An 18360-nucleotide genomic window follows, 5' to 3' on the forward strand; every position below is an offset into this window, starting at 1 on the left:
CCATGGATTCGACATCGACATCGACAACGCGGGGCGTGTGGGCGGGCTTCCGGGGTGAGGTGATCACGCCGGGCACGCCTGGGTACGACACCGCCCGGCGCGTGCGGAACGCCCGGATCGACCGGCGGCCCGCGCTGATCGCCCGCTGTACCGGCGCCGAGGACGTCGCCACCGCCCTCGCCCACGCCCGCGCACACCGCCTGCCCGTCGCCGTACGCGGCGGCGGGGCCCACGTCGCGGGCTGGGGGACGTGCGACGGCGGCGTGGTGCTCGACCTCTCCCCCATGAAGCGCGTCGAGGTCGATGCCGAGGCCCGGCTCGCCGTCGCCGAAGCGGGCGTCACCTGGGGCGAGTTCGACCCGGCCACGCAGAGGTTCGGGCTCGCCGTGCCGGGACCGCGCAACACGGGTGTCGGGATCGCCGGCCACACCCTGGGCGGCGGGGTCGGAGACCTGTCCCGGAGGTACGGGCTCACCAGCGACAACGCCGTCTTCTTCGACGTCGTCACGGCCGACGGCAGGCAGGTGCGGGCCGGCGCCGAGGAGAACCCCGAACTGTTCTGGGGTCTGCGCGGCGGCGGGGGCAATTTCGGGGTGGTCACCCGGTTCGGATTCCGGCTCCATCCGGTGAGCGGTGTGGTGGCCGGCCCGCTGATCCACCCGGCGGACCAGGTGCCCGCCGCGCTCCGCACCGCCCGGGACTGGCTCGCCACCGCACCGGACGAGGCGTCGCTGGTCGCCCTCGTCTGGACCGCCCCGCCCCTGCCCTTCGTCCCCGAAGAGCTGCACTTCGAGCGCTGCGCGGTCCTCATCCCGACCTGGTTCGGCGACCCGGGTCGTGCCGACGAGGTGCTCGCCCCGCTGCGCCGTGGCGATCCGAAGCCGGTCTCGGACGGTGTCGCCGCCATGTCCTACGTGGCCTACCAGCGGCTGCTTCCTTCCCCGCCGGACTTCGCCGACCAGCACGTCTACAACCGGGGCGAGCTGCTCGGCGAGCTCTCGGACCCGACGATCGACATGCTCGTCGAGTACTGGCGGGCCGCCGGGCCCAACTTCTCGGTGGTCTTCGGAGCCCTCGGTGGAGCGATCAGCCGGGCGCCCGCCGGACCGACCGCGTACGCCCACCGCGACGCCCGGTGGTTCGTGGAGATCTGCGCCCAGTGGTACGGGGCCGCCGACAACCCCGCGCACATCCAGCCCGCCCGCCGCGGCTGGCAGTCGCTGCAGGACGTGACGCGAGGGCCCTATTCGAACCTGCTGCCGGACCCCGGCACGGAGTGGGTGCGGGCCGCCTACGGCCCCGAGACCTACGAGCGGCTGGCGCTGCTCAAGCACACCTGGGACCCGCACAACGTGTTCCGGTTCAACGCCAACGTCCCACCCCTGGCCGGCGGCACAGGGGACCCCGAGCGGCCGCCGCGCGGCTGACGCGCCTGGAGAGACCTGATGACCAACGAAACGACCATCGTCGACCTGATAGCCGAACTGCGCGGCGCGGGAGTGCAACTCTGGGAAGAAGCAGGACAGCTGCGCTACCGCGCCCCGAAGGGAGTCCTGACCGGCGAACGGCTCCAGGCTCTGCGCGCCCACAAAGCCGCCGTCGTGGAGCGGCTGCGCGCCGACAGCGGCCCGGCGGCCATCGCTCCGGACGAGGCCGCACGGCACGAACCCTTTCCGCTCACCGACATACAGGCGGCCTATCTGCTGGGCCGCAACGACGTGTTCGGCTTCGGCGGCGTCGCCTGCCACGTCTACCTTGAGGTGAACTACCCCGACCTGGAACCGAAGCGGGTCGAAGCGGCGTGGAACACCCTCGTCAAACGCCATGACATGCTCCGGGCGGTCGTCGAGGCCGACGGCTACCAGCGCGTCCTCCCCACGGTGCCGCGCCTGTCCGTGCCCGCGACCGACCTGCGCGAGGCGGGCGCGGAACAGGTCCGGTCCGCCCTGGAGTCGACGCGTACCGAGCTGGGCCACCGGGTGTACGCGACCGAGCACTGGCCGCTGTTCGAGCTGCGTGTCACGCGTCTGGACGAGCGGGCCGTCCTGCATCTGTCCATGGACTTCCTGATCGCCGACTGGGCGAGCATCTGGCTGCTGCTGGCCGAGTTCGAGGCGCTGCACGCCGATCCGGCACACCAGCTGCCACCCGTCGACCTCCAGTTCCGCGACTATCTGCTGGCCGAGCGGCAGCTGCGTGAGACCAGCGGCTACCAGCGGGACAAGGACTACTGGTGGGCCCGCCTGGACGAGCTTCCGGCGGCCCCCGAGCTGCCGCCGGCCGAGCGCCCGGCGGATGCCGCGAGCACCGCGGAGACACCGCGGTTCCGGCGGCGCTTCCTCAAGCTGGACACCCCGGCGTGGGAACAGCTCAAGCAGCGCGCCCAGCGGCGTGGGCTGACCCCGTCCTCGGTGGTGCTGTCCGCGTACGCCGCGATCGTCGAACGCTGGAGCCGCACCCCGCGCTTCTCGCTGAACCTCACCGTTCTCAACCGCCTGCCCCTGCATCCGCAGGTGAACCGGATGGTCGGCGACTTCACCTCCGTCAATCTCCTCGCCGTCGACTGGAGCGCGGGCCGGTCCTTCACCGAACGCGCCGCGAGCCTCAGCGGACAGCTCTTCGACGACCTCGACCACCGGCTGTGCTCCGGCGTCGAAGTGATGCGCGAACTCGCCCGCCGCCGCGGGCGCGAGGCCGCCTTGATGCCGGTGGTGTTCACCAGCGCGATCGGGCTGGGCGAGCCTGATGCGGGCGAGCGGGCGACCGGGCGGCTGGACGGGTTCGGCATCACCCAGACACCGCAGGTGTTCATCGACTGCCAGGCCATGGACGACGCCGAGGGCCTCCAGGTCAACTGGGACGTGCGGGAAGGGGTCTTCCCGGACCGGGTCGTGGACGACATGTTCGACGCCTTCGAGACGCTGCTGCGCGCGCTCGCCGCGGAGGACGAACGGTGGGATGCGGATGCCGGGGCGGCGGTACCGCTACCGGACTGGCAGGCCGAGGAGCGCCGCCGCGCCAACGACACCGCCGCCCCGCTGCCCGACGGTCTGCTGCACCACGACGTCCTCGCCCGGGCGGCGCTCACCCCGGACCGCCCGGCGGTGATCGGCCCGCGGGGGACGGTGTCGTACGGAGAACTCGCGGGGCGCGCCGCGGCCGTGGCCCAGGCGCTGCGCGAAGGCGGCTGCGCGGCGGGCGACCGGGTCGCGATCGTCATGGACAAGGGCGCTGAGCAGGTGGCCGCGGTGCTCGGCGCCCTGCTCGCCGGGGCCGTCTATCTGCCCGTGGACACCGTCCAGCCGCCGCTGCGCCGCGCCGCGATCCTGGCCGACGCCGGGGTCCGGCACGTGCTGACCCAGTCCTGGGTGCAGGCCGGCGCCGACTGGCCCGACGGCACGCGGGTGACCGCCGTGGACCGGCTCCCGGCGCTGCCCTGGGCCGTCCCGCCCACCGACGGCGACCCGGACGCCCCGGCCTACGTCATCTACACCTCGGGCTCCACCGGGCGGCCCAAGGGCGTGGTGATCAGCCACCGCGCGGCGGGCAACACGGTCGCCGACATCAACCGCCGCTTCGAGGTCACCGCCGAGGACCGCGTCCTGGGGCTGGCCAACCTCGGATTCGACCTGTCGGTGTACGACATCTTCGGCCCGCTGTCGGTGGGCGGCGCCCTCGTCCTCCCCGACGCCGAGCGCCGGGCGGATCCCTCGCACTGGGCCGGGCTGATCGCCGACCACGGCGTCACCCTGTGGAACTCGGTGCCCGCCATGATGCAGATGCTGGCCGCCTACCTGGAGTCCGAGCCCGGCGCCGATGTCTCCACGCTGCGCCTGGCCCTGCTGTCCGGTGACTGGATACCGGTCACCCTGCCCGGCGAGATCACCGATCGCATACCGGGTCTTGAGGTGATCGCGCTCGGCGGCGCCACCGAGGCGTCGATCTGGTCCATCCACCATCCCTGCCGCGCGCTCGAACCGGCCCGACGCAGCGTTCCGTATGGGCGCCCGCTGGCCAACCAGGGCTTCCGGGTGCTGGACGAACAGCTGCGGGACCGTCCGGTGTGGGCGCCCGGAGAGCTGTACATCTCGGGTGACGGCCTGGCCCAGGGGTACTGGGGCGACGCGGAGACGACCGCGTACCGGTTCGTCACCCACCCCGCGACGGACAGCGGCTCTACCGCACCGGTGATGTCGGCCGCTACCTCCCGGGCGGTGAGATCGAGTTCCTGGGCCGGGAGGACACCCAGGTCAAGGTCCGCGGGCACCGGATCGAACTCGGGGAGATCGAGGCGGCGCTCCTGGACCATCCCGCGGTCGCGGCCGCGGGCGTCGTGCTCGACGGCTCGGGGGCCGAGCGCGGTCTCCTCGGCGTCGTCGAGACCGCGCGGTCGGCGGAGCCGGTCGGCGCCCTCGCGCCGGACCTGGCGCCGCTGGTCGGCGCGTCGGCCGATCAGGCCGCCGGACGGCTGGAGCGGGGCGCGGTGGAGACCTACGCCGCGCGCCTGGACGAGGCCGTCCTGTCCTCGATGGCCCACGCGCTGGGCGCACTGGGCCTGTTCGGGGGGCCCGGCGCCGCACACACGGTCGACGAGGTCCTGGCGCGCGGTGGAATCGCCTCCCGCCATCACTGGCTGGTGCGGCGCTGGCTGGCGGTGCTGACAGAAGCGGGCTTCCTTGACGCCGACGGCGCCGGACGGCTGGCCTCCCGATGCCTGGTCGACGACGAGACGGTGGCGCGGCTGTGGGCGGACGCCGGGGCGGCCTGGAGCGAGGAGCTCGGCTCCCCCGCGTTCCTGGCCTACCTGCGGGCCAACGCCGAGCGGCTGCCGGACCTCCTCACCGGAGAGCAGGACCCCGTCGCCCTCCTCTTCCCCGAGGGCCGCTTCGAGGTGGCCCACGCGCTCTACCGCGAGAACGCCATGGCTCGATACCTCAACCGCGCCGTGAGCACGCTCCTGCGCCAGGTGGCCGAGGAGCATCCGGGCGACCGGCCACTGCGCGTGCTGGAGGCGGGCGCGGGAACGGGTGGCACCACCGAGGGCGTCCTGGAGGCGCTCACGGGCGTCGACGCGGACTATCTGTTCACGGATGTCTCACCGTTCTTCCTGCCCGAGGCACGGTCGCGGTTCGGCAGCCATCCGTGGGTCAGGTTCGGGGTCTTCGACGTCGACGCCGACCACCGCGGGCAGGGTCTCGCGCCGAACGCATACGACGTGGTGCTGGCCGCCGGTGTGCTGGAGAACGCCCGCGACATCGAGGCCGCACTGGCCCGGCTCACCGACCTCGTCGCACCCGGCGGCTGGCTGGTGCTCACCGAACCGACCCGGGAGCACCCGTGGATCCTGGCCTCGCAGGCGTTCATGATGACCGAGCCCGGGGATGCCCACCGGGACGGCGGGCCCTCCTACCTCGACCGCGACCAGTGGCTCGGCCTGCTGGCGAAGGCGGGCGCCGAGGAGGTGCTGTGCCTGCCCGGTGACGACCACAGCCTCGCCCCGCACGGCGTGCACCTGTTCGCCGCGCGGATGAAGACCGACCGGACGCCGGTGACGGAGCAGGAGTTGTCGCGGTTCCTGGCCGAGCGGCTGCCCGCGCACATGCTGCCGTCGCACCTCCAGGTCGTCGACGCGCTTCCGCTCACCGGCAACGGCAAGGTGGACCGGCGTACCCTGCGCGGCTGGCGGCCCGCGCCGGTCGCGACCGAACGCGCCGAGACCTCCGACGCTCCCGCCGACGCGCTGGAGGCGAAGCTCGCCGCCCTCTGGTCGGCGGCCCTGGCCATCGGATCGATAGGCCGCTCGCAGAGCTTCTACGACCTGGGCGCGGACTCCCTGATCACGGCGCGGATGGCCGGCCGCCTGCGCGAGGAGTTGCCCGAGGCGGCGCACGTCCCCTTCGACGCGCTGCTGCGGCAGATGCTCAACCAGCCGACGGTCGAGGCACTGGCGCGCTTCCTGCGGGCCCGGCAGCAGTCGGACGAGTCCGGCACCGGTCCCGGTGGTCGCCGCAGCGACGGCAGCAACGCCGTCCTCGTCCCGTTCAGCTCCGGCGGCGACGGTCCGCTACGGGTGATCTTCCATGCCGGACTGGGCACGATGGACTGCTTCCGGCCCCTGGCGAAGGAACTCGTGGCGCAGGAGCTCGGTCCGGTGCTCGGCATCGTCGTGGACGACACCGCGCGGTACTGCGCGCTGGACCCGGCCGAGGTGATCGAGCGGGCGGCCGACGACTATGCGGCGCGCCTGCTGGCCGAGGGGCACACCCGCGTCCAGCTCATCGGCTACTGCCTGGGCGGCCTGTACGCGACCGAGGTGGCCCGGCGGCTGGACGAGCGCGGCGTGCGGGTCGAGGACCTGATCCTGGTGAGCAGCCATCCGGTCGTCTTCGACGTCGAGGACGACCTGATGATCGAGACCCTGTTCATCCCCAACCTGCACATCTCCCTGGCGCAGGCCGGGTTCGGCGACATCGACGGCGACACCCTGGTCCAAGGGTTCATGCAGTGCATCCAGCGCCATGGCGGCCGGGTGCCCGCCGGGGCCCTCGCAGAGGTGGGCGGAAGCCCCGAACTGGACCGGGCCGGGGACTTCTTCCGGCGCCTGGGCGCGCACACCCGCGAGGAGCGGTTCGCCAGGTACGCGCACGCGGCGGCCGAGGCCACCGGCCAGGAGATGCCGGCGGAGATGGCGCTCGGGCTCTTCCGGGTCTTCCGGCAGAGCTTCCTGGCTGCGCGCTTCACCCCGGATCCGTACGTGGGCGACGTCCGCTTCCTGCTGCCGAGCGGGGCGTCCGGCTTCGCGCCCGGCATGGACGACACCACGCTCGGCTTCTGGCGCGAGGTCTGCGTCGGCGACCTCCAGGTGACCGGTATCGAGGGCAACCACTTCAGCTGCATCGAGGAGCCCAACGCCCGCGACGTCGCCGAGCACATCGCCCTGCCACTCAGGACGCCCGCCCCGCCGCGCTGAGCTCGCACCGCCGCGCTGAGCCTGCCCCGGTCCCGCCGCACCCGTCCTGCGGCGGGCCGGGCCCTCATTCCCCAAGGAGTTCGTGTGAAGCACTGTTATCGCCAGGCCCTCATCCAAGGCCCCTTCGACCCCCTCTCCGTCGTCACTCAGCTGACCGCGTCCGGCCTGCTCACGGATTACGTGGTGTACGAGCGCGGGCAGCGCTGGTACGTCGCCGGTGATCCTCTGGGCCACATCCGCGTCGACGCGCGGTGGGTGACCAGCACCTTCGGCGGCTTCGACGCGAGCGAACCGTGGTCGGGCACGCCGTGGGAACGGGTGCGGTCCGCCCTCGCCGCGGCACCGGTCTCCGGCTGGAACGCCTACGGCTGGGTGGCGTTCGAGCTCGCCAGCCGCCCGGAGCACACAGCGGCGGACACGCTCGCGCACCTGATGATTCCTCGTACGGAGGTACAGGTGACGCGGGATGGAGTGCTGATCCGCAGCCTCGACGAGGAAATGCCCCGGTCCGTGGAGAAGGTGCTGGCCGAACCCCACGCCAAACCGACCCGCGAGGCCGTACCCGTCGACGTCCGTGCCGCCGGGGCCGGGACGTACCGCGATGGCGTGGCGCACGCCGTCGCGGAGATCGGCGGGCACCGGCTGCGGAAGGTCATCCTGTCCCGCAGCGTGCCCGTCCCGTTCGCCGTCGACATGCCCGCCACCTACGCACTGGGCCGCGCGCACAACACCCCGGCCCGCTCGTTCCTGCTCGACCTCGGCGGCTGGCAGGCGGCCGGATTCAGCCCGGAGACCGTGGTCGAGGTCGACGCGGCCGGGACGGCGTCGACGCAACCGCTGGCGGGCACCCGGGCGCTCACCGGCGACACGGCCACGGACCAGGCGCTGCGTGCGGAGCTGCTCTCCGACCCCAAGGAGATCTACGAGCACGCGACCTCGGTCAAGCTCGCCTGCGACGAGATGGCGACGGTGGGCGGCGGCTCCGAGGCCGTCCGGGTCAGCGAGTTCCTCAGCATCAAGCCGCGCGGCAGCGTGCAGCATCTGGCCTCGCGCGTCGCCACGACACTGGCCGACGGGCACACGGCGTGGGACGCGCTGGAGGCGGTGTTCCCGCCGGTGACCGCGTCCGGCATTCCCAAGTCCGCGGCGTACCGGCTGATCGAGGAGCTGGAGGAGGAGCCGCGCGGCCTGTACGCGGGCACCGTGCTCATGGCCGGTTCCGACGGCTCGCTGGACGCGGCGCTGGTCCTGCGCGCGGTCTACCAGCGGGACGGGCGGGCCTGGTTGCGCGCGGGCGCGGGCGTGGTGTCGGCCTCCCGTCCCGACCGGGAGTACGAGGAGACCTGCGAAAAGCTCATGAGCGTGGCGCCGTACCTGGTGCCGAAGGAAGGTTGATCCCCATGCTGGACGGATGCGTGGGCTGGCCGGAGGAGTTCGCGGCGCGCTACCGCGAGCGCGGCTACTGGCGGGGCAGGACGCTCGGCTCCCTGCTGCGCGAGCGTGCCGGTGAGACTCCGGACGCCGTCGCGGTCGTGGACGGCGAGCACAGATGGAGCTACCGCGAGCTCGACGTGAGGGCCGACCGGCTGGCCGCGGGGCTGCGGCGTAAGGGGATCGCACCGCGTGACCGGGTGCTGGTGCACCTGCCGAACCTGGCCGAATTCCTGTCGCTCTCCTTCGCGTTGTTCCGGATCGGCGCGGTGCCCGTCTTCGCCCTTCCCGCTCACCGAGAGACCGAGATCGTGCACTTGGCACGGCTGTCGGAGGCCGTGGCATACGTCGTTCCGGACTCTCACCTGGGTTTCGACTACCGGGTGCTGGCCCGTGCGGTGCGTACACAGGTGCCGAGCCTGCGCCACGTGCTCGTGGCCGGAGAGCCTGAGGAGTTCACCGCTCTGACGTCCCTCGCTGCTGATGCTGATGCCGGGGATCGGCCGCTCCCGGAGCCCGATCCGTCGGAGGTGGCGCTACTGCTGCTCTCCGGCGGCACCACCGGTGTCCCCAAACTGATCCCGAGGACGCACGACGACTACGTCTACAACGCCGTCGCGAGTGCGGAGGTGACCGGACTCGACGCCACCACGCGCTACCTGGCGGCACTGCCGGTCGCGCACAACTTCCCGCTGGCCTGTCCCGGTGTGCTCGGCACCCTGCATGCCGGCGGCACCGTCGTCCTGTCCCCCACTCCGAGTCCCGACGACGCTTTCCGCCTCATCGAGCGAGAGCGGATCACCGTCACCGCGCTGGTTCCGCCGCTGGTCCTGCTGTGGCTGGAAGCCGCTGAGTGGAACGAGGCGGACCTCAGCAGCCTGCGGCTGCTCCAGGTCGGCGGTTCCCGGCTCAAGGCCGAGGCTGCGAAGCGTGTCGGCCCCACCCTGGCGTGCGGTCTCCAGCAGGTGTTCGGCATGGCCGAGGGCCTCCTCAACTTCACACGGCTCGACGACCCGGACCCCCTTGTTCTCGACACGCAGGGCCGCCCGCTCGCCGAGGACGACGAGATACGGATCGTCGACGCGGACGACCGCGAGGTCCCTCCCGGTGAGGTGGGCGAGCTGCTGGTACGCGGGCCGTACACGCTGCGCGGCTACTACCGGGCGGCCGCGCACAACCGCATCGCGTTCACCCCCGACGGCTTCTACCGCAGCGGCGACCTCGTACGGCGACTGCCCAGCGGACACCTCGTGGTGGAGGGCCGCGTCAAGGACGTCATCAACCGGGGCGGTGAGAAGGTCCCGGTGGAGGAGCTCGAAAACCACCTGCTGAGCCACCCCGCCGTCCACGATGTCGCCGTGGTCGGTTTCCCTGATGCCCTGCTGGGAGAGCGCAGTTGCGCGTGCGTCATCGCCCACGGCAGCCCGCCCACGCGTGCCGAGCTGAACACCCACCTCACCGCGCTGGGGCTCGCGGCCTTCAAGCTGCCCGACGAGCTACGGGTGCTGATGTCCTTCCCCCGCACCGGACTCGGGAAGGTCGACAAGCGGGCGCTCGCCGCGCAGGTCGCTCCGGCCGACGCGCCCGGAGCGGACGAGACGTACGGAGCCGAGAAATGACCCCTACCGACACGGCCGTGGCGGGCACGGTGCCTCCTGCCCAAAGCGGCCTGGGAGCCGTACGGGAGTTGGTGGAGCTGGCCCCCGCAGTACGCGCTCGGCTGCTGCTCGCGGCGCTCTTCGGTGTCCTCGGCGGTATCGGCGCGGTGGTCGGCTTCGTCTGTGCGGCGTTCGCGGTCGGTGTGCTGCTGGACGACCAGCCGTCGGGAGCCTCCGTCGCCTGGTGGGCGTGCGGCGCGCTGGGCGGACTCGTCATCGGATTCGCCGCCAAGTGGCTGGCCGAGCACCTGGCCCACGAGGCGAGTTTCGAACTGGAGGTGGTGCTGCGGCGCACGCTGGCGGATGCCCTGGCACGAATGCCTCTGGGCGAGGTGCAGCGGCTGGGCGCCGGCCGGATCAAGAAGGTGATGCAGGACGATGTGAAGTCCCTGCACAACGTGGTCGCCGACGCGCTGCCCTTCGTCGGCTCGGGGATCGCGCAGCCACTGGCCGCCGCGGTGGCCCTGGGCGTGGTGCAGTGGCGGTTGCTGATCGCCGCACTGCTCATCGTGCCGATCGCGATGGTGTGCCTGTCCCTGATGACCCGCGACCATGCCGTACAGCGGGCGCGCTACAACGACGCCAACGAGAACGTCAACGCGGCGGTGGTCGAGTTCGTCCAGGGCATGCCGGTGGTCCGGACCTTCGACGACGGAAAGGGCTCGTTCCGGCGCTTCGCCGACTCCGTTCGCGACTTCACCGACGCCGTCGCGGCATGGACGGCGACAACGCGCTCCGCCGGACTGATGAACCGCCTGTTCATCGTGCCGCTGCCGACACTCCTGATCATCGCGGCGACCGGGGTGCCGATGCTGGCGGCAGGCTGGATCACGGTCACCGATCTGCTGCTCGGCCTGATGATCGGCGCGATGCCGATCGAGTCGGCCGGGCCGCTGATGCACCTGGCCAACTACATCAACGACTCCAAGGCCGGCGCGGTGCGGATCATCGAGCTGCTCCGGATGCCGCCCCTGCCGGAACCGGAGAACCCCCGCGAGCCGCAGGGCTCCGCCATCACCTTCGAGGGCGTCCGATTCCGCTACTCGGCCGAGCGGGGTGAGCCGGTACTGGACGGTATCGACCTGGACATCCCGGCGGGCACGGTGTGCGCGCTGGTCGGTCCTTCCGGGTCCGGCAAGTCGACGGTGGCCCGGCTGATCCCGCGCTTCTACGACGTCGAGTCGGGGTCGGTGCGCATCGGCGGTGTGGACGTCCGCGACATGCGCAGCGAGGTGCTGCTGCGGCAAATGGCGCTGGTGTTCCAGGATCCGTTCCTGGTGGCGGGCACGGTCGCGGAGAACATCCGGCTGGCGCGGCCCGACGCGACCGACGAGGAGGTGCGGGCCGCGGCCGGGGCCGCGGCGGCGCACGAGTTCATCGTGAACGAGCTGCCCGACGGGTACGACAGCCAGGTCGGCGAACGCGGGTCTCTGCTCTCGGGCGGGCAGCGGCAGCGCGTCACGATCGCCAGGGCGATCCTCTCCCAGGCGCCGGTCGTGATCCTGGACGAGGCGACGGCGTTCACCGATCCGGAGAGCGAGGCCGCGATCCAGGAGGCCGTCGCCCGGCTCACCCGGGGCCGGACCGTGCTCGTCATCGCCCACCGGCTCGCCACGATCACCGACGTCGACCAGATCGTGGTGCTCGACGGCGGCCGGATCGTCGAACGGGGACGGCACGGTGACCTGGTCACGGCGGGCGGCCGATACGCGCGGCTGTGGGCACGTCACGAAGAAGCCGCGCGCTGGGGCCTCACCGGCACCGGCCGCGCAGGCAGTGCAGTCGGCAAGGAGGAGACCCGATGAAGCGCATCCTGCGCCTGATGCTCACGGCGGCGGGACCGTACGCTCCGCAGTTCACGACCACACTGCGGATCTCGGTCGCGGCGGCGTTCGTGCAGGCCGCCGCCTACGCCGCGTTCATCCCGCTGCTCGCCGCGCTCGCCCACGATCCAGTGCGCACGGGCAGGGCCTGGCTGTGGATCGGAGTGCTGGCCGCGCTGGTGACCGTCGAGGGGATATTGCGGGTCCGCGAGGCGGCGTTCACGTACGACCACTGGCATCTGGTCACTCAGGCGACGAGGCTGCGGCTCGGGAGAACGCTGCGGTCCATGCCCCAGCAGGAACTCGCCCGGCGGGCCGCGGGCGACCTCACGTCGGTTGTGGGAGCCAACGCCACCATGGCGGCGACCGCCATCTCCGCGCTGTCGACGCTGTTCGTGCAGTTGGTGACCGTCCCGGCAGTACTCGGGGTGGTCGTGGTGGCTCTGAACTGGCGGCTCGGGCTGGTGCTGGTCGTGGCCACGCTGGCGGCGCTGCCGTTCGTACGTCAGGTGCAGAAGCGTTCCAACGCGGGTTTCCGCCAGGTCAACGAGGCGGACGCCGCGGCCTCCGACCGCATCGTGGAGTACGTGCAGGGTCTACCCGTCCTGAAGGCCACCGGGCAGGCCGGGGCCGACTCCCCGCGCCTGATGCCGGTCCTGACGCACCAGCACGGCGCGCAGGCGGCAGCCAACCGCTCGGCGGCCATGCCGGTCGCGTGCGCCCAATTGGTGGTGCAGTTGGCGGTGGTGGCATTGGCCGCGGTCGGTGCGGGGCTGGTCCTGGACGCGCGGCTGTCCGTGGCGACGCTGGTCGCCGTGGTGGTCACCGCCGCCCGTTTCGCCGAGCCCCTGAGCCTGGCCGCGACGATGACCAAGCTGTTCGAGCTGTCCGAGGCGGCGCTGAGCCGGGTCGGCGACGTACTCCAGGTGCGACCGCTGCCGGTCGCACCCGGCAGCACGGAACCCCGGAACTTCGACATCCGCTTCGAGTCGGTCGACTTCACCTACGCGGGGCAGAGCGAAACGACCCTGGAGGGGGTGGACTTCGCGGTCCCCGAGCGCAGCCTCACCGCCCTGGTGGGGCCATCCGGCTCCGGCAAGACGACCATCACCAAGCTGATGGCCCGGTTCGCCGATCCTCAGAGCGGCGTCATACGCCTGGGCGGGCTGGATGTGAGCACGCTGGACCCGGACGACCTGCTGCGCCACATCTCCATCGTCTTCCAGGACGTCTACCTCTTCGACGACACCATCCGCGCCAACATCGCGCTCGCCCGGCCGGACGCCACCGAAGCCGAGATCGAGGCCGCCGCCCGCGCGGCCAACGTCCACGACTTCGTCGACCGGCTCCCGAAGCGGTACGACACGCGGGTCGGTGAGATCGGCTCGGCACTCTCCGGCGGCGAACGCCAGCGCATCTCGATCGCCCGCGCCATCCTCAAGGACGCGCCCGTGGTCCTCCTCGACGAGCCGACCGCCGCCCTGGACACCGAATCGGAGGTGGTGGTCCAACAAGCCATCGACAAGCTGGTGGCCGGCAAGACGGTGGTGGTCATCGCCCACCGGCTCTCCACGGTCGTCGGCGCGGACCAGATCCTGGTGGTCGACGGAGGCCGCATCACCCAGCGCGGCACCCACACCGAGCTGCTCGCAGATGCCGGGGGCCGGTACGCACGCATGTGGTCGGCCCAACTGGCGGCACGCGACTGGCACCTGCCACTGCACCACAAACAGTAGGGTGCGGGCTGGCTGCTGGTGGCGAGCCGAGTTCGCGGGTGCCTGCGCGGTCGCGGCGTTCTGCGGAAGCTGCCGAGAGCGAGCGGAGTGGTGGGACGGGAGCCGGTCATGACCCTGTGCGTGACAGGTGCGCGGGTGGCACAGCCGCCCCGCGATGCCTGATGTTGACGACCGAAGCCTTGGCCAGCGCCACGGGGTTCAAGAATCGCAGCGGATCGATCAGGCGGGATGCAAACAGATGCATGTGCCGCGCCACCGATTCATCGCGCGCTGCCGCCGAGAACATCAGCCGTTCCAAGGGATTGAACGGACGGGCCTTGGCGTAGTCGGCGGCCAGGTACTGGTGACCTCGCAGCCGGCGCCGGTGTCTGCGTGCGTACACCACGAGCGACCTGTCGAGGTCGCCCCGACCGGTTGCGGCCGAGGCGACCGCCTCTGCCAACCATTGCGCGGACTGCAGAGCCCACCCGCATCCCACTCCCCACAGGGGGTCGCCGGTCAGGGCGGCGTCGCCGATGAGCGCGACGCCCGGTGCGGTCGGCTTGCGGCTGTGAAGCGGGTAGTTGACCGTGCCGATGATCTTCGTGATGCGCTCGGCGGAGTCGATGGGCGGTGCCTCGGGTAGGGCGCGGACGAATGCGAAGAAGCTGCCCTCCAGGTCGTCCCGGAAGGCCGGCAGCCGCTTCTTGTCCGGGAGCACCGCGATGACCGTGACCCCGTCGTCGTTCGGAAACGCGTACGCCATGTCGGGCTCGAGGAACCAGGCCTGACCGATCCCGCCGTGCAGCGGAAGGTTGCGGAAGTGCGCGAGATAGCCGAACCGCGCGTTCTCGTAACTCCGAGCAGGCACCCCGGCGAACTTCGCTACGGCCGAGTCCTTGCCATCGGCGCCGACCACCAGGCGGGCCCGGATCTCGCGCTCGCCCCGTGGTGTCGACGCGCGCACCCCCACGGTTCGCCCGGCTTCCCGGACCAGCCCGGTCACATGGTGGCCGAGGAGCAGATCGACGCCAGGGGTCTCCGCCGCATGGGACCTGATCAACGGGTCGAGGGTGCTGCGCCGAATGTTGTACGCGTACGGTAGCTCGGGGCCCGCAGGCGCAGCCCTCGGCTCGATCCATCCCCAGCGGGTGTACCAGCGGGCGTCGTTGCGGACGGCTCCCGCCTTCTCGAGAGCGGGGATGAGGCCGAGTTCGTCCAGCACCGGGTAGGCGTTGGCCGTGATGGAGTGGGTGCACAGCACCTTGTACGCTCCGGGGTCCGAGCGGCGTTCCAGCAGTGCGACGCGGACACCGCGTCGAGCGAGCAGGACCGCCGCGGCGCTGCCGGCGAGGCTGGCTCCGCTGATGACGACGTCGTAGTCGTATCCCGCGCTCTCAGGCGTGGTCATGCGCTGATCGCCTCCTTCTGGGTGTGGTGCCGTTCGTGGGAGTGGTGCAGTGCCACTGCTGTCAGGAACATGACCGTTTGTCAAGAGTTGTGGATCGTGTGATGGGTGATCAGGCTGCGGTGGCCTCCTCCGTGCTCGTACGCCCACTTCCTGACGTCCGCACGTCCACGCCCCGCCCACACCCCGGCCTACGGGCGGATGGCTCCGGCGGCCTGGGGCGTGGGCCACCCTCAGGTGTCGGGGCCTCCGCCTGGGAGGCGCGCGAGGGTTCCGAACGCGACGGGATCACGGGTCTTCAACAGATCCCTCCGGCGCGGCGTTCGAGGTGGATGGCGGTGAAGACGGCCACTTTGGCGCGCATGGCCCATGGGTCGAAGGGCTTGCTGATGTAGTCGACCGCGCCGGCTGCGTACCCGCGGGCGGAGTGCTCTGGATCGGCACCCATCGCGGTCAGGAAGATGATCGGGACGTCCCGGGTCCGAGGTCGGCGCTTGATGTGTGCGGCGGTCTCGTACCCGTCCATCTCCGGCATCTGCACGTCCATGATGATGACCGCGAAGTCGTCGTGGTCGAGCAGCGCCTTGAGCGCCTCCCTGCCGGAGGTGACGGTGACGAGCTCCTGATCCAGCGTCGCCAGCACCGCCGTCATGGCCAGCAGGTTGTCGACCTGATCGTCCACGATAAGGATTTTCGGCATGTTCTGGGGCACCGCGGTCGGCAGTGCGGCCACGGGGCGCTCGACGGCTTCCAGCTGCCGCTCCAGCAGATCGCACCGGGCCTCCGCTGCGGCACGCTGCTCCTTCGCCGAGCGGAGCTCCGCGCCCAGCCGCGCCACCTCCTGCTGAAGAGCATCGCGCTCCTCCAGCAGCTGGGAGGTGTCGGGATGGGTCGCCGCCAGCTGGTCCGCACGTTCGCGCTCCGCTTTCCGGTCGGCCTCCAGCTGGTTCAGGCGTACCTCCAGGTCGGCGATGCGGTGAGTGCGGTCCAGCAGGGCATCGCCCAGGACGTCGCCTCGCACGCTGGAGCGCCGGGAGACCCGGTCGGCGTCGGCCAGCTGCTGTTCCAGGAGCTCCACCGCGTGCTTCGGGGAGGAGCTGGCGTCGACCGCCGATCCGTACAGTCCGCGGACGAACTCGATGGCCTCGGTGGTGACGGCGGTTCCGCAGTGCTCGGCCAGATCCGTGAACAGGTCCATGATCACCTGCCACGGGGGTAACCGGGTGCCGTTCAGGTAGCGAGAGAACGTCCCCGGATCGCGATGGCGTCGGGCCGCGTACCGCCGCACCGACACGTGCAGCCCTTCGAACAGCTCCCGCAGCGCCTGGGCGAGCGCCCGGGACTCGTGCGGCAGATCGTCCCCCAGGGGTCGCAGCTCAGCCACGCCCGTTCCCCTCCCTGTCTCCGACACCCGCGTGCCCGCGCTGCCGTCCCTGGTCGGGTTCGCTCGCGATGAGGTGATTGAAGAACGGCACCGCCAGCCCGGCGGCGGCCAGCCCCCCGAGCACACTGCGCGGGGCGCCTTCGCCCGCGAGTGCGGTCAGGATCCCCGTCGTCGCGCCGGCGAGCGAGGCGAGCAGGAACACCAAGGTCGTTCTCAGGGACAGCAGTGGCTGATCCACCGGTGACTCCGTCCATCCAACCCGCCACCTTCAGACGGGAGTTGCTGCCCGGTCCGGCGGATTGCGGAACGGGGAACTCACAGGATGGACGGTGGCGCGACCGTTGCACTGCATGATCAAGGAAGAAGACCGGGAGCGCCTTGCGTTGCTGCGGTGGCTCTCCGCCGCAGCAACGCCCACCTCCGCAGTTCAGCGCGGTAGGGCGGCGCACCGTTGCCGGTATGTTGCGCCGCAACGCACCGGCAACACCAGGCACCTATCAGTTCCAGCCGACGGCAGGCGTTGCCCACCGGAGCCCCAGCCGACGCAGCGCGAGGCGCCCCGGCCACCCTGCCGCCACCACCCACCGCTGGGCAGGCGTACCGCTCCAGGGAGCGGACCGAGGCGGCGGGAGCGGGCCAGCAGCATCGGGGTGGAGGTGCCGCCCTCGATGTCGTGGGCCAGGGCGCTGCGCCTTGTGTCCGCAGAGACCGTGGGCGAGTGACCCCGTGTGGTGATTGAGCAGGCGTGTGGTTGCGGACTGCTTTGGTGACGCAGGCAGCCGGAGGCGTTTGCATTCCGAGACCGTCGATATGATGCGTATCACTCTCGGGGTACTTCGGGTCGGGCGTGCGCGATCATGACCGGAATGGACGCTCGTTTTCTTGGCATCGCTGAGCTGGTCGAGGCTCCCTCCGTGGCGGTCGTAGTCGACGTCATGCGTGCTTTCACTGTGGCTGCCTGGGCCTTTGCCCAGGGGGCGGAAAAGATCGTTCTTGCTGAGTCGCTGGACGAAGCTCTGGCGCTCAAGGCTCGCCACCCGGATTGGGTGGCGCTCAAAGACGGTCCGCCCGCGCCCGGGTTCGACACCGTCAACTCGCCGGGCCTGCTGCGGTCTCTTGACCTTGGCGGACGGACCGTTGTGCAGAAAACCACGGCAGGGACAGTCGGCGCCCTTGCGGTCAAGGAGGCGCCGCTGGTGCTGTGCGCCAGCTTCGTGGTGGCTGAGGCCACGGCTCGGCTTTTGCGGACACGCAAGAGTGACAGTGTCACGTTCGTGGTCACTGGCGACGATGGACAGGCCGATGAAGATCTGGCGTGTGCTCAATACATCGCTCGGAGGGTCACCGAGGCCGGGGCGGATATTGCCGAGTTCCTCCGCCGCGCTGCCGAGTCGCGCGCCGCCACCGAACTGGCGGAGGGAGTGCGTCAAGGAGTCCATCCTGATGACGTTGCGCTCTGTCTTGAGGTCGACCGGTTTCCCTTCGCCATGGTGGCGACCCTGGAAGGCTCGCTCATGGTCCTGCGTCCACGCACGATACCTTCGCTGACGGACGAGGACCCGGTCTGATCGCCGGTGAGGTCTACTTCGGCCTTGAGGAACATCGGTACAGCCGTTGGCACTGAGATTGGTCTTGGGGTCTAGGGCCCGTCTGACAAATGATCACTGGGCGGGTCTATTGTGTCTGGTGCTATTTGCCTTGCTGTGCTGGCATCGGCCAGCGATTCTGGGCCGGTGCCAGGACAGCGGAAGAGGAAGCGGCAGCAAGAGGTCGCGAGGCGGCAGCTTGCTGCTCGCGACGCGGTGGGCGCGGGACGGTGGGAGGTGCTGGTGCAGCCGACCACTTATCGGCTGAGTCTGTTCGTGCCGGACCCTGCATGCGAGCCCGACGTTGGAGACCGCGATCATTGATCTCGTGGTGGGTCGTGGGGAGTTGGCGGATGCGGCGTGGGAGCGGATAGCTCCGCTCTTG

At 71.1% G+C, this 18360-nt stretch carries 11 protein-coding genes; 8 read left to right on the top strand and 3 right to left on the bottom strand.

The genetic code is table 11. The annotated features are described in order from the left end of the window. The first annotated feature begins 2 nt into the window (after positions 1-2). The 7 genes from Q3Y56_RS03110 to Q3Y56_RS03140 all read left to right on the top strand — a co-directional run bounded on the left by Q3Y56_RS03110 (position 3) and on the right by Q3Y56_RS03140 (position 13618). Positions 3-1427: an FAD-binding oxidoreductase gene (locus tag Q3Y56_RS03110; RefSeq protein ID WP_304460436.1), complete on the top strand. Its 1425-nt coding sequence runs from the start codon at positions 3-5 to the stop codon at positions 1425-1427. 18 nt (positions 1428-1445) lie between these two features. Next, positions 1446-4661: an AMP-binding protein gene (locus tag Q3Y56_RS03115; protein WP_304460437.1), complete on the top strand. Its 3216-nt coding sequence runs from the start codon at positions 1446-1448 to the stop codon at positions 4659-4661. 260 nt (positions 4662-4921) lie between these two features. Next, positions 4922-6970 (top strand): methyltransferase, encoded by a 2049-nt coding sequence (locus Q3Y56_RS03120; RefSeq protein ID WP_304465456.1) that lies wholly within the window; start codon positions 4922-4924, stop codon positions 6968-6970. Positions 6971-7054: 84 nt separating this feature from the next. Beyond that, positions 7055-8365 (top strand): salicylate synthase, encoded by a 1311-nt coding sequence (locus Q3Y56_RS03125; RefSeq protein WP_304460438.1) that lies wholly within the window; start codon positions 7055-7057, stop codon positions 8363-8365. A gap of 5 nt (positions 8366-8370) precedes the next feature. Continuing rightward, a complete protein-coding gene (locus tag Q3Y56_RS03130; protein WP_304460439.1) occupies positions 8371-10020 on the top strand; it encodes a (2,3-dihydroxybenzoyl)adenylate synthase in 1650 nt (549 codons plus the stop codon). After that, positions 10017-11864 (top strand): ABC transporter ATP-binding protein, encoded by a 1848-nt coding sequence (locus Q3Y56_RS03135; protein WP_304460440.1) that lies wholly within the window; start codon positions 10017-10019, stop codon positions 11862-11864. Before Q3Y56_RS03130 ends, Q3Y56_RS03135 begins: the two co-directional genes overlap by 4 nt. Further along, a complete protein-coding gene (locus Q3Y56_RS03140; protein WP_304460441.1) occupies positions 11861-13618 on the top strand; it encodes an ABC transporter ATP-binding protein in 1758 nt (585 codons plus the stop codon). Before Q3Y56_RS03135 ends, Q3Y56_RS03140 begins: the two co-directional genes overlap by 4 nt. 106 nt (positions 13619-13724) lie before the next feature. Here Q3Y56_RS03140 and Q3Y56_RS03145 read toward each other — a convergent pair whose 3' ends face one another. The 3 genes from Q3Y56_RS03145 to Q3Y56_RS03155 all read right to left on the bottom strand — a co-directional run bounded on the left by Q3Y56_RS03145 (position 13725) and on the right by Q3Y56_RS03155 (position 16627). Next, entirely contained in the window at positions 13725-15008 is a 1284-nt protein-coding gene (locus tag Q3Y56_RS03145; RefSeq protein WP_304460442.1) for an NAD(P)/FAD-dependent oxidoreductase, read from the bottom strand. 295 nt (positions 15009-15303) lie between these two features. Further along, positions 15304-16389, bottom strand: coding sequence for a two-component system response regulator (locus tag Q3Y56_RS03150; RefSeq protein ID WP_304460443.1), 1086 nt, complete (start codon positions 16387-16389; stop codon positions 15304-15306). Beyond that, the gene (locus Q3Y56_RS03155) at positions 16382-16627 is read right to left on the bottom strand and encodes a hypothetical protein (protein WP_304460444.1); all 246 of its coding nucleotides are present in this window, start codon (positions 16625-16627) and stop codon (positions 16382-16384) included. Before Q3Y56_RS03155 ends, Q3Y56_RS03150 begins: the two co-directional genes overlap by 8 nt. 628 nt (positions 16628-17255) lie before the next feature. Here Q3Y56_RS03155 and Q3Y56_RS03160 point away from each other — a divergent pair. Then, positions 17256-17957, top strand: a complete 702-nt coding sequence (locus tag Q3Y56_RS03160; RefSeq protein WP_304465457.1) for a 2-phosphosulfolactate phosphatase — start codon at positions 17256-17258, stop codon at positions 17955-17957. Positions 17958-18360 lie beyond the last annotated feature (403 nt).

The sequence above is a fragment of the Streptomyces sp. XD-27 genome (assembly GCF_030553055.1).
Taxonomy (GTDB): Bacteria; Actinomycetota; Actinomycetes; order Streptomycetales; family Streptomycetaceae; genus Streptomyces.

Coding starts and splice junctions, on each gene's coding strand:
- Q3Y56_RS03110 (WP_304460436.1), top strand. CDS start 3: ATGGATTCGACATCGACATCGACAACGCGGGGCGTGTGGGCGGGCTTC.
- Q3Y56_RS03115 (WP_304460437.1), top strand. CDS start 1,446: ATGACCAACGAAACGACCATCGTCGACCTGATAGCCGAACTGCGCGGC.
- Q3Y56_RS03120 (WP_304465456.1), top strand. CDS start 4,922: ATGGCTCGATACCTCAACCGCGCCGTGAGCACGCTCCTGCGCCAGGTG.
- Q3Y56_RS03130 (WP_304460439.1), top strand. CDS start 8,371: ATGCTGGACGGATGCGTGGGCTGGCCGGAGGAGTTCGCGGCGCGCTAC.
- Q3Y56_RS03135 (WP_304460440.1), top strand. CDS start 10,017: ATGACCCCTACCGACACGGCCGTGGCGGGCACGGTGCCTCCTGCCCAA.
- Q3Y56_RS03140 (WP_304460441.1), top strand. CDS start 11,861: ATGAAGCGCATCCTGCGCCTGATGCTCACGGCGGCGGGACCGTACGCT.
- Q3Y56_RS03145 (WP_304460442.1), bottom strand. CDS start 15,008: ATGACCACGCCTGAGAGCGCGGGATACGACTACGACGTCGTCATCAGC.
- Q3Y56_RS03160 (WP_304465457.1), top strand. CDS start 17,256: ATGGACGCTCGTTTTCTTGGCATCGCTGAGCTGGTCGAGGCTCCCTCC.